This window comes from Streptomyces sp. NPDC052396, from assembly GCF_044593195.1.
Lineage (GTDB): Bacteria > Actinomycetota > Actinomycetes > Streptomycetales > Streptomycetaceae > Streptomyces.
The window spans coordinates 313,501-326,313 of record NZ_JBIUAW010000004.1 but is presented as its reverse complement, the minus strand read 5'-3'; the positions used below and the strand labels follow the sequence as shown (position 1 = coordinate 326,313).

13 protein-coding genes, 1 tRNA gene and 1 pseudogene are annotated in these 12,813 nt (G+C 72.8%); 13 read left to right on the top strand and 2 right to left on the bottom strand.

Features of this window, described 5'->3' with window-relative positions:
* Nucleotides 1-134 precede the first annotated feature (134 nt).
* The 4 genes and pseudogenes from ACIHFE_RS12840 to ACIHFE_RS12825 all read left to right on the top strand — a co-directional run bounded on the left by ACIHFE_RS12840 (nucleotide 135) and on the right by ACIHFE_RS12825 (nucleotide 2,650).
* Nucleotides 135-1,400: a M6 family metalloprotease domain-containing protein gene (locus ACIHFE_RS12840; RefSeq protein ID WP_400105879.1), complete on the top strand. Its 1,266-nt coding sequence runs from the start codon at nucleotides 135-137 to the stop codon at nucleotides 1,398-1,400.
* A gap of 71 nt (nucleotides 1,401-1,471) precedes the next feature.
* Complete coding sequence (locus ACIHFE_RS12835) at nucleotides 1,472-2,254, top strand: alpha/beta fold hydrolase (RefSeq protein ID WP_400105878.1); 783 nt, start codon at nucleotides 1,472-1,474, stop codon at nucleotides 2,252-2,254.
* A gap of 120 nt (nucleotides 2,255-2,374) precedes the next feature.
* Nucleotides 2,375-2,476 (top strand): annotated as a pseudogene (locus ACIHFE_RS12830) (RNA polymerase subunit sigma-24); the annotation flags it as partial.
* Between the two features lie 98 nt (nucleotides 2,477-2,574).
* Nucleotides 2,575-2,650: transfer RNA gene (locus ACIHFE_RS12825), tRNA-Arg, on the top strand.
* Between the two features lie 55 nt (nucleotides 2,651-2,705).
* On the opposite strand, the gene ACIHFE_RS12820 is transcribed toward ACIHFE_RS12825, so the two are convergent.
* Nucleotides 2,706-3,152 (bottom strand): winged helix-turn-helix transcriptional regulator, encoded by a 447-nt coding sequence (locus ACIHFE_RS12820; RefSeq protein WP_400105877.1) that lies wholly within the window; start codon nucleotides 3,150-3,152, stop codon nucleotides 2,706-2,708.
* Between the two features lie 81 nt (nucleotides 3,153-3,233).
* On the opposite strand from ACIHFE_RS12820, the gene ACIHFE_RS12815 reads away from it, so the two are divergent.
* Both ACIHFE_RS12815 and ACIHFE_RS12810 read left to right on the top strand, forming a co-directional pair.
* Nucleotides 3,234-4,709 (top strand): MFS transporter, encoded by a 1,476-nt coding sequence (locus tag ACIHFE_RS12815; RefSeq protein WP_400105876.1) that lies wholly within the window; start codon nucleotides 3,234-3,236, stop codon nucleotides 4,707-4,709.
* A 90-nt stretch (nucleotides 4,710-4,799) separates the two neighbouring features.
* Nucleotides 4,800-5,894, top strand: a complete 1,095-nt coding sequence (locus ACIHFE_RS12810; protein ID WP_400105875.1) for a Gfo/Idh/MocA family protein — start codon at nucleotides 4,800-4,802, stop codon at nucleotides 5,892-5,894.
* A gap of 212 nt (nucleotides 5,895-6,106) precedes the next feature.
* Here ACIHFE_RS12810 and ACIHFE_RS12805 read toward each other — a convergent pair whose 3' ends face one another.
* The gene (locus ACIHFE_RS12805; RefSeq protein WP_400106068.1) at nucleotides 6,107-6,649 is read right to left on the bottom strand and encodes a YbaK/EbsC family protein; all 543 of its coding nucleotides are present in this window, start codon (nucleotides 6,647-6,649) and stop codon (nucleotides 6,107-6,109) included.
* A gap of 43 nt (nucleotides 6,650-6,692) precedes the next feature.
* On the opposite strand from ACIHFE_RS12805, the gene ACIHFE_RS12800 reads away from it, so the two are divergent.
* The 7 genes from ACIHFE_RS12800 (at nucleotide 6,693) to ACIHFE_RS12770 (ending at nucleotide 12,812) form a co-directional block, all read left to right on the top strand.
* Nucleotides 6,693-7,397: a hypothetical protein gene (locus tag ACIHFE_RS12800; RefSeq protein WP_400105874.1), complete on the top strand. Its 705-nt coding sequence runs from the start codon at nucleotides 6,693-6,695 to the stop codon at nucleotides 7,395-7,397.
* A gap of 79 nt (nucleotides 7,398-7,476) precedes the next feature.
* Nucleotides 7,477-8,811 carry an ATP-binding protein gene (locus ACIHFE_RS12795; protein WP_400105873.1) on the top strand — a complete coding sequence of 445 codons (1,335 nt, stop codon included), beginning with the start codon at nucleotides 7,477-7,479 and terminating at the stop codon, nucleotides 8,809-8,811.
* The gene (locus tag ACIHFE_RS12790) at nucleotides 8,808-9,206 is read left to right on the top strand and encodes a roadblock/LC7 domain-containing protein (protein ID WP_400105872.1); all 399 of its coding nucleotides are present in this window, start codon (nucleotides 8,808-8,810) and stop codon (nucleotides 9,204-9,206) included. The genes ACIHFE_RS12795 and ACIHFE_RS12790 overlap by 4 nt, the downstream gene beginning before the upstream one ends.
* The gene (locus tag ACIHFE_RS12785; RefSeq protein ID WP_400105871.1) at nucleotides 9,203-9,556 is read left to right on the top strand and encodes a DUF742 domain-containing protein; all 354 of its coding nucleotides are present in this window, start codon (nucleotides 9,203-9,205) and stop codon (nucleotides 9,554-9,556) included. The genes ACIHFE_RS12790 and ACIHFE_RS12785 overlap by 4 nt, the downstream gene beginning before the upstream one ends.
* Nucleotides 9,537-10,160, top strand: coding sequence for a GTP-binding protein (locus ACIHFE_RS12780; RefSeq protein ID WP_400105870.1), 624 nt, complete (start codon nucleotides 9,537-9,539; stop codon nucleotides 10,158-10,160). The genes ACIHFE_RS12785 and ACIHFE_RS12780 overlap by 20 nt, the downstream gene beginning before the upstream one ends.
* Nucleotides 10,157-11,395, top strand: coding sequence for a cytochrome P450 (locus ACIHFE_RS12775; protein ID WP_400105869.1), 1,239 nt, complete (start codon nucleotides 10,157-10,159; stop codon nucleotides 11,393-11,395). Before ACIHFE_RS12780 ends, ACIHFE_RS12775 begins: the two co-directional genes overlap by 4 nt.
* A gap of 187 nt (nucleotides 11,396-11,582) precedes the next feature.
* The gene (locus tag ACIHFE_RS12770) at nucleotides 11,583-12,812 is read left to right on the top strand and encodes a cytochrome P450 (RefSeq protein ID WP_400105868.1); all 1,230 of its coding nucleotides are present in this window, start codon (nucleotides 11,583-11,585) and stop codon (nucleotides 12,810-12,812) included.
* Nucleotide 12,813: the final 1 nt, after the last annotated feature.

The window sequence follows — 12,813 nt, the reverse complement described above, 5'->3', positions numbered from 1 at the left end:
CTGTCAAACGGGGAACCCCTCCCCGGAAATTTCCCATTCCGGCTGTGAGGCGCGTCACCCATTCGCCGCACTCCCGAGGGCGAACACCCGCGCGAGAACCCACAGTGAAGGCAGCGCTGCAGGAGGTGACGGCCATGAGATCACTGGCCATCCCGGCCATGGCGGCCACCCTGTTCGCCCTCACCGCACCGGCTCCCGCCGAGGCCTCCCGGACCGTTCCGGCGGCCGTCACCGCGGTGGACCCCACCGGCCGCCGGCCCTCCGGTCCCTGCGCCCTGCGCACGGCCACCCACAATGTCTCCGAGGGCGCCCGCACCCCGCGCGGCTTCGCCCGCTCCAGCGGAGTGGTGCGGGCCGCGACCCTCTTCATCGACTTCCCGGACGCCCCGGCCCGGGGCACCCCGCAGCAGCGGTACGCCGAGTTCTTCCCGGCCGTCCCCGCCTACTACCGGGCCAGCTCCTACGGGCGGCTGGACTACCGCTCCACCCCGCTGCTGCGCTGGATCCGGATGTCCCGCCCCTACTCGGCATACGGCATAGAGCGCGGCACCCCCTTCGACTCCCGTGGCGACGCCGGCTACTACGCGCTGTCCAAGGAGATCCTGGCCGCGGTGGACGGGCAGCTCGACCTGCGCCACTACGACCTGGTCAATGTGCTGGCCACGCCCAACGCCGGGCCGCCGGCCACCGAGGACGTCCGCTCGGTCACCTTCGCCGGCGCACCCACCGGGCTGCGTACCCGGCACGGCGCCCCGCTGAAGAACGTCTCCTTCATCTGGAGCCGGCAGACCGGCGACAGCCCCTACCGGGTGCTCGCCCATGAGAACGCGCACAGCTTCGGCCTGCCCGACCTCTACTACACCGGCGCCGGCAGCCGGCTGCGCACCCCGGTGGGCCACTGGGATCCGATGGACGAGGACTGGGGCCCGTCCAATGACTTCCTGGCCTGGCACAAGTGGAAGCTGGGCTGGCTGTCCCCCGGCCAGGTGCACTGCGCCGCGCTGGCCGGCACCCGCACCTTCACCCTGACCCCCACCTCGGTCAAGGGCGGCCCCAAGCTGGTGGTGGTCCCGCTCTCCGCCACCCGGGCCGTCACCCTGGAGGCCCGGGCGCCCGGACCGCTGGACCACGCCGTCTGCCGCGCCGGCATCCTGGTCACCACCGTGGCCACCGACCGTCCCTCCGGCGCCGGCCCCATCCGCGCCTCGGACGCCACCCCCGGCAGCCGCGGCTGCTACACCAAGGACCCCAATGTCACCGCGAGCCTGACCGACGCGGCCTATCTCCCCGGACAGCATGTCACCATCGAGGGCGTCACCGTGGAGGTAACCGGCCATGACCGGCAGGGCAGTTGGCGGGTCAAGGTCACCCGCCGCGGCCGCGGCGGCTCCCACCACTGACCGAACTCGTCACGCCCGTCCGGCACTTGGGCACCCTCGCCCACTCCCCCACCCTCAACTATCCTCGGCCCATGCCGCAGACCGAGATCGCCGGTGCCGGACTGACCTTCGACGACGAGGGCCGCCGCGACGGCGTACCCCTGGTGTTCATCCACGGCTGGACCGCCGACCGGCACCGCTGGGACCACCAGATGGCACACTTCGCCCCGCACCGCCGGGTGATCCGCCTGGACCTGCGCGGACACGGTGAGAGCGGGGGCGTCCCGCACGCGATCGGGGAACTGGCCGGCGACGTCCGGGCCCTCCTGGACCAGCTGGCGGTCGACCGCTTCATCCCGGTCGGCCACTCCATGGGCGGGATGATCGCCCAAGCCCTGGCCCTGGCCCAGCCGGAGCGGATCGAGCGGATGGTGCTGGTGGACTCGATCAGCAGGATGGTCTACAGCCGCCGCCGCGGCCTGCTGATGGACCTCTCCAGGCTGGCGCCCTTCCGCCTCTTCGTCACCGCCAACATCCACCGCGCCTTCGCCCCCGGCCACCCGCGCGCGGAGATCCGCCGGTACGCCCGCGCCTCGGCGGCCACCCCGCGCGAGGTGGTGATGAACGGCTACCGGGCCATGCGCGCCTTCGACGTACTGGACCGGATCGGCGAGATCCAGGCCCCCGTACTGCTGGTGCACGGCTACCACGACATCCAGCTGCCGGTACCGCAGATGCTGCGCATGGCCAAGGGCTACCCCAACGCGGTGGTCCGCATCATCGGCGACGCCGGGCACGAACTCCCGGTGGAGAACCCCGCCGCGCTCAGCTCCGCCATCGACTGGTTCCTCACCGCCGGGGCGCCCGTCCGGTAGCCCCCTGCCGGGTGTGGCCCGCATCACACAACTCCCATGTCACGGAAGCACGGTCCGCTTCCATCCCGTGGTCGTCACTGACGAACAACGCTGGACGGGACCGGTGCGCGGTTCGTCCGTTTCGACGCCGCCGGCCGCATCACCACCCTCCACAACGTGGCCAACCCGGACAAACTCCAGGCCATCACCAACGGCACCCCCCACGACATCCGAACCCGGTGAGCCCCCCGGCTCCACCCCGCTCCCCGGCACCGACAACCCCTTCCCCAGCAGGCCCCGGAACCCGGTAGGCTGATCCCCGGCCGCCAACTGGCGGCCTCGCCTCCGTAGCTCAGGGGATAGAGCACCGCTCTCCTAAAGCGGGTGTCGGCAGTTCGAATCTGCCCGGGGGCACCAGGGAAAAGGCCCCCAGCCGATCTTGGCTGGGGGCCTTTGACATCAGGTTCTGAGATCAGGTCCTGACATCAACGGGAGTGCGGGCCCCAGACCCGGCCGTGCGCTCGTCGTAGTCCAGCCGGGAGCGGTCGATCTCGTGCAGGTGGCGCTCGGCCCAACCGGTCAGTGCCAGCAGCGAGTCGTACAGCTCACGGGCCATCGGGGTGGCCTGGTACTCGACCTTGGGCGGCACGGTCGGGTAGACGGTCCGCTCCAGCAGGCCGTCGCGCTCGAGAGTGCGCAGTGTCAGGGTGAGCATCCGCCGGCTGATCCCCTTCACCTGGCGCTCCAGCTCGGTGAACCGGGCCGGGCCCTGCGTGGTGACCAGCAGGATCCCGATGCTCCACTTCCCGCTCACCCGGCCCAGGACCTCAAGCACCGAGCAGGCGGCCTCAGCCGCGGGCGATTCGCATTCCGGCGCGCCGCTGACCTGGGCGGTTACACCGCTGTTCCGCTGGGACATCAATGTGCCTCCTTCCGCTGAGCACGATAGTTCCAGAGCATGTCCTCTGTAACAAGACGTGCACCTAGAAGGACGACGATCATGACCCGCACAGACACCGGCCCAGCACGTTCGCGCGGCAGAGCGCTCACGATCCTGTGTGCGATGCAGCTGATGATCATCTTGGACGGGACCATCGTCACGGTTGCCCTCCCCGCGATCCAGAGCAGCCTGCACTTCTCCCAGAGCGGCCTGTCCTGGGTCGTCGACTCCTACCTGATCGCGTTCGCCGGCCTGCTGCTGCTCTCCGGGCGGCTGGGCGACCTGATCGGCAGCAAGAAGGTCTTCCTGGCCGGCCTGATGACCTTCACCGCCGCCTCGCTGCTCTGCGGCGTCTCGGTCAGCGCGGGCATGCTGATCGCCGGGCGGTTCCTGCAGGGCGTCGGCGCGGCACTGGCCTCCGCCGTGGTGCTCGGCATGATCGTGGGCCTCTATCCGGAGCCGGGCGAGCAGGCCAAGGCGATGGGGATCTACAGCTTTGTCTCGGCCGGCGGCGCTTCGGCCGGCCTGATCGCGGGCGGTGTGATCACCGATGCGCTGGGCTGGCACTGGGTCTTCCTGATCAACCTGCCGGCGGGTGTGGTGGCCACGTTCGCCGGCCTGCGCGAGCTGGCCCCGCAGGCCGGGATCGGGCTGCGGGCGGGGGCCGACGCGATGGGCGCGCTCCTGGTCACGCTGGGACTCTCACTGGGGGTCTTCACCATCTCGCAGGTCTCCGAGGACCGCGCCGGCGTCGGCGAGCCGGCCGTCTGCGGGGTGGTCTCGGTGCTGCTGCTGGCCGGCTTTGTGCTGCGCCAGGCCAGGGCGGCCAGCCCGCTGCTGGCCCTGCGGATCTTCCGCAACCGGGAGATCAACGGTGCCAACACCGTGGTGGTGCTGGTCTTCGCGGCCGGCTTCGGCTTCCAGTTCCTGAATGCGCTCTACCTGCAGCGGGTGCTGGGCTTCGACTCGATGCGGACCGGCCTGGCGTTCCTGCCGGCGCCGCTGGTGATCGGCACCATCTCGCTGTTCTGCTCCGCCAGGCTGACCGCCCGCTTCGGCACCCGCCGGGTGCTGCTGACCGGCCTGCTGCTGCTGGGCATCGGTCTGCTGCTGCTCAGCCGGGCGCCGGTCAACGGCGACTACTGGACGGACGTCGCGCCGACCCTGGTCATCCAGGGCCTGGGCATGGGCCTGACCATCCCCTCGGTGATCATGCGGGCCATGTCCGGTGCCCGGCCGAGCGACGCCGGCCTGGCCTCCGGCCTGAACAACACCGCCCAGCAGGCAGGTGCCGCGGTCGGCCTGGCGGTGCTGGCCACGGTGGCCACCGCGCACAGCAACAGCCTGATCGCCAAGGGCACCGCGCGGGTCCCGGCGCTGCGCGAGGGCTACAGCCTGGCGTTTGTCTGCGCGGCCGGCTTTGTCCTCCTCGGCTGGCTGGTCGCCTTCCTGGTGCTGCGCGACGCCAAGGCGCCGGCGCGGGACGCGGCTCCGGCCAAGCCCGCCGCGCCCGACGCGGCCGTCACCACTCCTTGATCCCACCGGGCCTGCACCAACCCCCCGACATGACTCCCGACTCGGCCCCCCGACCCGGACCCGGCCGAACGGCAAGGAAGGAACACCGACATGGCAGACAGCATCCGGGTAGGAGTGATCGGCGCCCATGCCGCGCGCGGCTGGGGACGCGGCGTCCATCTGCCCGCGCTGAGCGGCCTGGACGACTACCGGGTCACCGCGGTCGCCGGTACCAGCCGGGCGGCGGCCGAGGCCGCCGCCGAGGTCTGGGGCGCCGAGCACGCCTTCGACGACGCGCATGCGCTGATCAACCACCCCGAGGTCGACCTGGTCGTCATCGCCGTCCAACTCCCGCGCCGCGACGGTCTGGTGGCGGCCGCCATCGCAGCCGGCAAGCATGTCTACAGCGAGTGGCCGCTGGCACTGGGCGCGCGGGACGCCACCCGGTTCCGCGACCACGCACAGGCCGCCGGCGTGCGGCACGCGGTGGGCCTGCAGAGCCGGCACCACCCGGCGGCGCGCCAACTGCGCGACCTGGTGGCCGGCGGCCGGGTCGGCGAGGTGCTGTCCGCGTCGATCAGCTACTCGCTGTCGACCCCGGAGGTGTGGTCGACCCGGTACGCGGACCTCTTCGACCACACCAAGGGCGTCAACCATCTGGCCGTGGTCGCCGGCCACTCACTGGACATGTTCCGTTCCGTAGTCGGCGACTTCACCGAACTGTCGGCCACCCTGGCCACCCGGATCCGGCGCATCACCATGGCGGAGGCCGGTCAGGAGATCGAGGTCACCTCGCCGGACCAGATCGTGGTGGCCGGGCTGCTGGAGTCCGGCGCGGCCGCCTCCGCGCACTTTATGACCGGCGGGCCCCGCGGTGAGGGCTTCCGGATCGAGGTGCACGGCCGGGCCGGCCGGCTGGTGCTGCGCTCACTGGACGACTCGCTGGTCGGCCCCGAGTTCACCCTTGACTTCGCCGACGGCGCCGGCGAGCCGGTCCGGCTGCCGCTGAGCACCCCCTACCAGCCGCTGGACCCGGAGGTGCCGCCGGCGGTCCGCAATGTGCGCCAGGTCTACCGGGACCTGGCGCACACGATCCGCACCGGCGAGCCATGCGAACCGGACTTCGGTACCGCTGCCCGCACCCACCAACTGCTGGACGCCATCAAGGAGTCCGCCCGCACCGGCGCCCGTCAGAACCTGCGCTGACCGGCGCCCGGCGGATCCTGCGCCACCCGGCGATTCCGCAACGGCTGCGCGAGGAAGCGGACTTGGTCGCGAGCTGGTACGCCGCCTCGACCGGCCCCGGCTGGTCGCCGACCCGCCGCCCTACCGGCGCAGCCCCATTCTCCGCGGCCCGATCCATCTGTATGTCGAGCTGTATGTCGAGCGGAGCGAGAAGTGACGCGACCTCGGGTCGCTCACCCCGCCAGCCCCGCCAGCACCTCCGCCCCCGGCAGGGTGGCCAGGGCCCGGCCCGGGACGATCAGTTTGCCGCGGCGGCCGCCGCTGCCGATCAGGACATGGGGCAGTTCGGCCACCGCCCCGTCGATCAGCAGCGGCCAGGCGGCCGGGAGGCCGACGGGGGTGATGCCGCCGTATTCCATGCCGGTCTCGGCAACGGCGGTGTCCATGGGGGCGAAGGACGCCTTGCGGGCGCCGAGGTGCTTGCGGACCGTGGCGTTGACGTCGACGCGGGTGTCGGCCCGGGCCAGGCAGGCGGCCAGGGTGACCGTTCCGGCCCGCTTGGCGGCGACCACCACACAGTTCGCGGAGACATCCAGCGGTACGCCATAGGTCTCGGCGAACACGGCGGTGTCGGCGTGGGCCGGGTCGCTGTCCACATAGAGGACGGAGTCCGCCGCGTCCCAGCCCTTGAGCGCCCCGGCCACCGGAGCCGGCAGCCTGCCGGCCGCCTCCAGGGCGGGGAGGACGTCGATGAAGTTGCCGAAGGGGGGCCGCAGTTGATCGCTCATACGGGCGACTGTAGCCGTAGGCTCCCCGGCCATGAATGACGACATCCGCAACATCCTGCTGGGGCTGGCGGCCAGCGGACTCAGCGCCGGCGCCGGCTGGTTCGTCCGCACCCGGCTCTGGCGGCGCCAACTGCGGCGTACCCAGGCGTTCTTCGGCCTGACCAGCGGCGCGGAGTGTGTGCTGGTGGTCAACCAGGCACCCTGGGCGGGCGGTACGGGGGTGTCCCGGAACGACACCTTCGCCCTGCTGGAACTCGCCGCGCTGATCAGGGAGTGCGGGGCGCGGCCGGAGATCGTGGTGCATGACACCGCCCGGCAGGGGATAGGGGTGCGCACCGAGTTCTGTGTGGGCGGGCCGGTCTCCAACCGCCGCACCGAGGCCCATCTGCGCTCGCTGCTGCCGGGGGTGGCGACGGCGGACGGTCCCGACGGCCGGCTGCTGACGGTCGGCGGCGAGACCTACCGGATGGAGCAGGGCGCGGCCGAGTACGTCCTGCTGGCCCGGCTGACCGGTCCGGACGGCGGGCGTCCGGTCTTCCTCGCCTCTGGTCAGCGCAGTGTCTGCAACCAGGCCGCCGTGCGCTATCTGGCACGTCATCACGCCCGGCTGGCCCGCCGGTACAGACGGGACGGAACATTCTGTCTCCTGCTGAAAGTGGTCAACTCGGATGCCTATGGTCCAGACATGACCGAACTGGTGGCGGATGTCACCGCTGCCGCGATCAGCGGACGTTGACGGTGTGTGCACTCATCCCCTTAGGCTGACGGCCGTCTTCCAGTTCGACCAGTTGCCAACGCCGCCCGGGGGCCCGCTGATGATGCCGATACCGGAGGCCGTACTCACGGGGCTGCTCGTGGGCGTGGCCTCCGCTGCCGTGATCACCGTGCCCTTGCGGTCGCGTACCCGGCGGCAGCTGAACCGTACGAACTCCGAGCGGGACGCCGCCGTCGCCGAGCGGGAGAAGGCGACGGCCCGTCAGCGGGCGCTGGAGGAGGAGGTGGAGCGGGTCGCCGCGGCGCTGCGCGCCCAGCAGGACCGTTCCGACGCCGACCGGGCCGCGTTCCTGGTCATGGCGGACCGTATCCAGGTGATGGCGCTCGCCCAGCAGCAGGGCCTGGACGTCCTGGAACAGAGCGTGGAGGACCCGGTGCTGATGGCCGGGCTGATGCGCGCCGACCATGCCGCCGCCCAGCTCGCCCGCCAGGCCCAGACCATGAAGGTGCTGTGCGGCGCCTGGCCGGGACGGCAGTGGCCGGACGCGGTGTCGCTGCTGGATGTGGTGCGCGGGGCGCAGTCGCGGATCCTGGAGTACCAGCGCGTCCAGGTGCGCGGCTCCCGGGAGGCGACCGTGGAGCCGCGTGCGGTGGAGGCGCTGATCCACGCCGTCGCCGAGCTGCTGGACAACGCCACCCGCTACTCGCCGCCCACGGTGACCGTGCTGGTGGCCATCCGCCCGGTGCACAGCGGCGCGGTCATCGAGATCGACGACGGCGGCCTGGGCATGACCGAGGGCGCCCTGGCCGAGGCCGAACAGCGGCTGCGCGGCGACGAGGCCGCCGAGGGGCGGGGCCTGGGCGCCAACCCCCAGCTGGGCCTGGCCGCGGTGGGCCGGCTGGCCCGCCGGTACGGCTTCTCGGTGAAGCTGGACTCGCCCTCGGCCTATGGCGGGGTACGGGCGGTGGTGCTGGTGCCGTCCGCGCTGCTGTCCATGGCCGCGTACACCCCGGCCACCCCGGCACCGCCGCGCGCCCCTGAACTGCCGTATGCCGCGCCCGGGCCGGAGCGCGCGGCCCAGCAGGCACCGGAACGCCAGGCACCGGAACACCGGACACCGGAACACCCGGCACCGGAACACCCGGCCACAGCACCGGCGCACCCGCCCCAGGACGCGCCCGCCGTCACCGCCGGGGGCCTGCCCAGGCGGCGCAGCCGCCGCGCCACCGCGACCCCGCCGCCGGCCGCATCCCCGCCCGCGCCCGGCGCCGAGTCGCCCACCGCCCGCTCCGCGCAGCGCGCCGCGGCCTTTATGAGCAGCCTGCAGGCCGGCACCCGGGTGGGCCGGGCCGAGGCGACGGGGGCACCGGCGGCCCAGGAGGTCCGGCCGACCACGGACCGGGGCCGCGACCACAGTGAAAGGGAAACACCTTGAGTACGCACGCCAATCTGGAGTGGCTGCTGGCCGACGTCCTGCGGGTTCCCGCGGTACGGCACGCGCTGGTGGTGTCCCGGGACGGACTCCGGCTGGCCTGCTCGCCGGATCTGTCCATCGATGACGCCGACCGGCTGGCGGCCATCTGCTCCGGTCTGTTCTCCCTGGGCCATGAGGTCGCGGCGCAGCTCGCGGACGGCCCCAGCGTCACCCGGCAGGTGATGGTGGAGCACGACGGCGGCTTCCTGTTCCTGGTGGCGGCCGGCCCCGGCGCGGCGCTGGCCGTCGCCAGCACCGCCGAGGTGGACGCCGGGCTGGTGGCCCGGGAGATGCAGCACCTGGTGGTGCGGATCGGGGAGCACCTGAGCAGCCCGCCGCGTGCCGCCCGGCCATGAGCGGTTCCTCGGGGGCGGGCCCGGTACGCCCGTATGTGATCACCGGCGGCCGGGCGGCGCCCTCCCGGGACAGCCTGGCGCTGGAGACCCTGGTGGTGGCCCAGGACGGCGCCGAGGACGAGATCGCGCTCTCCCCGGAGTGCGGGGAAATCCTCGCCCTGTGCGGGCAGTTGCTGTCGGTGGCCGAGGTCGCCGCGCATCTGCGCCAGCCGGTCGCGGTGGTCAAGGTGCTGCTCGGCGATCTGATCGACGCCGGCCTGGTCACCGCCCGTCCCCCCGTCACCGCGGACGCCGCCCAACATGATCCCGCCCTGCTGAAAGAGGTACTCGATGGCCTCCGTCAACTCTGAGCACAACGGCGGCCGTTATCTGCCGCCGACGGTGCGCACCTCGGTGAAGATCGTGATCGCCGGGCCGCTGGGCGTGGGCAAGACCACCCTGATCGGTTCGCTCAGCGAGATCCCCCCGCTGCGCACCGAGGAGACCATGACCCAGGCCGGGCAGGGTGTGGACGAGGCGCTGCCCGGCAAGGCGACCACCACGGTGGCGATGGACTTCGGCCGGATCACCCTCAACAGCCGCCGGGTGCTGTATCTGTTCGGCACTCCGGGGCAGCCCCGGTTCTTCCCGCTGTGGCGGCATCTGACCCATGGCGCGCTGGGCGCGCTGGCCCTGGTCGACACCCGCCGGCTGGAGGCCGGCTTCGATGTGCTGGGGCACCTGGAGGACCTGGGGGTGCCCTTCGCGGTGGCCGCCAACGCCTTTCCGGACGCGCCCCGCTATCCCCCCGAGGAACTGCGGGAGGCCCTGGACCTGCTGCCGGACACCCCGGTGGTGGACTGTGACGCCCGGGACCGGACCTCCAGCGCCCGGGCCCTGGTGACGCTGGTCGACCACCTCTACACCGCCGCCGCCCCGCTCACTTCCCCGCTCGCCCAGGAGACCCCCGCGTGACCGACACCGCAGCCGGCCGTCCCGCCCCCGCCGCCGCCCCGGCAGCGCTCTACGGGCAGGTACTGACCGGTGACACCGGGGAGTTGTACGAGCGGCTGCGCGCCGAGCACGGGCCGGTGGCACCGGTGGAGCTGGAGCCGGGCGTACCGGCCTGGCTGGTGCTCGGCTACCGCGAGCTGCTGGAGGTCACCCGCAACGAGGAGTGCTTCTCCCATGACTCGCGCCGCTGGCGGGCGCTGAACGAGGGCCTGGTGCGCCCGGATTCACCGCTGCTGCCGATGATGGGCTACCGGCCCACCCTGCTGTTCGCCGACGGGGCGGAGCACCGGCGGCTGTCCCGGGCCGTCGGCGACGGCCTCATGCGGCTGGACCAGCACCAACTACGGCGCAGCGTGGCCCAGTTGGCGAATATGCTGCTGGATGCGGTGGCCGGTGACGGGCAGGCGGAGCTGGTGGGCGACTACGCCATGCGCCTGCCGCTGTGGGTGGCCTCCCGGATGGTGGGCCTGTCCGACCAGCTGGCCCCCCGGCTGGCCGCCGCCGTCAACGGCCTGGTGGACAGCGGCGAGCAGGCCCGGGCCGCCAACCGGACGCTTCAGGAGACGCTCACCGAGCTGGTACGGCAGAAGACGGCCGCCCCCGGCGAGGACCTCACCTCCTGGCTGCTGGCCCACCCGGCCGGGCTCTCGGCCGAGGAGGTGCTCCACCATCTGATCGTCGTCATCGTCGCGGGCAACGGCCCGGCCGCCAACTGGATCGCCAACACGGTGCGGCTGCTGCTGACCGATACCCGGTTCCGCAGCCATGTCACCGGCGGCCGGCTGACCGTGGACGCGGCGCTGGACGAGGTGCTGTGGCGGGACCCGCCCACCCAGAACTTCCCCGGCCGCTATGCCACCCGGAACGTCCGCCTGGGCGACCAGGACATCCGGGCCGGTGACGCCCTGATCCTGGGCCTGGCCGCCGCCAACCGGGATCCGGCGGTCCAGCCGCCGGACGGGCGGATCGTCCCCGGCAACCGCTCCCACCTGGCCTTCAGCGCCGGCCCGCACACCTGCCCGGCACGTGATCCGGCCCGGCTGATCGCCCACACCGCGGTGGACACCCTGGTCCACCGCCTGCCCGACCTCCGCCTCGCCGTCCCCCCGGAGGCCCTCACCTACCGCCCCTCACCCTGGGCCCGGGCGCTCACCGCCCTCCCGGTCCGCTTCTCCCCGACCCGGGGGGCCTCATAGGGGCGCGGGGAACTGCGCGATCAACCACCCACGGCCCGCACCCGAACGACGGAGGTGCGCCCCGTAAGGGGCGCGGGGCGGCTACCCGATGCGGCTCCGCCGCGTGGGCGCGACCAGCCACAGACAACCCGCACCCGCCGACCGAAACCCGAGCACCCCGCCATCACCCCGACCATGGGAGGGCCATATGGACACCCCGGGCACCCCGGACACCGCCCCCGCCCCCACCCCCGTCCCCCTGGACGCCACCGCCACCGACCTGCACGGAGAGATCCGGCACCTGAGGGCACAAGGCCCCGTCGTGCGGGTCGCCCTGCCCGGCGGCCTGCCCGCCTGGGTGGTGACCCGGCATGAGCTGCTCCAGGACCTGCTCGCCGACCCGCGCGTCGCCAAGAACGCCCGGCACTGGTCCGCCCTGGCCGAAGGCGCCGTGCCCGACGGCTGGCCGCTGATCGACTTCATCACCAACGCCGGCATGACCACCGCCGACGGCGAGGACCACCGCCGGCTGCGCACCCTGGTCACCCCGGCCTTCACCCCGCGCCGGGTGGCCGCCATGCGCCCCCGGGTGGCGGCCGACGTCCACGCGCTGCTGGACGGCCTGGCCGCCCGGCCGCCGGGCCCGGTGGACCTGCGCCGCCACTTCGCCTATCCGCTGGCGATGCGCTCCATCGGCGGCCTGCTGGGCGTGCCCGCGGAGCGCTACGACACCTTCCGCACCCTCTCCGCCAGCCTGGTCAGCAGCACCACCGCCGCCGAGGAGGTGCTGGCCACCCGCCGTGCCCTGCACGACCTGCTGGCCGAGCTGGTCGCGGACAAGCGCGAGCACCCCGCCGAGGACATCACCAGCGACCTGATCGCCGCCGGCGACCGTCTCTCCCCCGCCGAACTCATCGGCACCCTGGTGCTGATGCTGGTCGCCGGGCACGGCACCACCATGAACCTGATCACCAACGCGGTCCGCGCCCTGCTGTCCCACCCCGGCCAACTGGCCGCGGCCCGGGCCGGATCCCTCCCCTGGGCCTCGGTGGTCGAGGAGACGCTGCGCTGGGACTCCCCCGTGGCGCACTTCCCGCTGCGCTATGCCACCGAGGACATCCCGCTGGCCGGCACGGTGATCCGCCGGGGCGACGCCATCCTCGCCTCCTATGCCGCCGCCGGCCGTTGTCCCGTCCAACACGGCCCGGACGCCGGGGAGTTCGACGCCTTCCGGCCACCCGCCAAGCACCTCGCCTTCGGCCACGGCCCGCACTACTGCCTGGGCGCCGCCATGGCCCGCCAGGAGGCCCAAATCGCCCTGCCCGCGCTCTTTCGTCGTTTTCCCGGGCTGGAGTTGGCGGTGGGGGCCGGGGAACTGACGCCACTCCCGTCGTTCATCAGTAATAGCGTGCTGGAGCTGCCGGTGCTGCTGGGGTAGC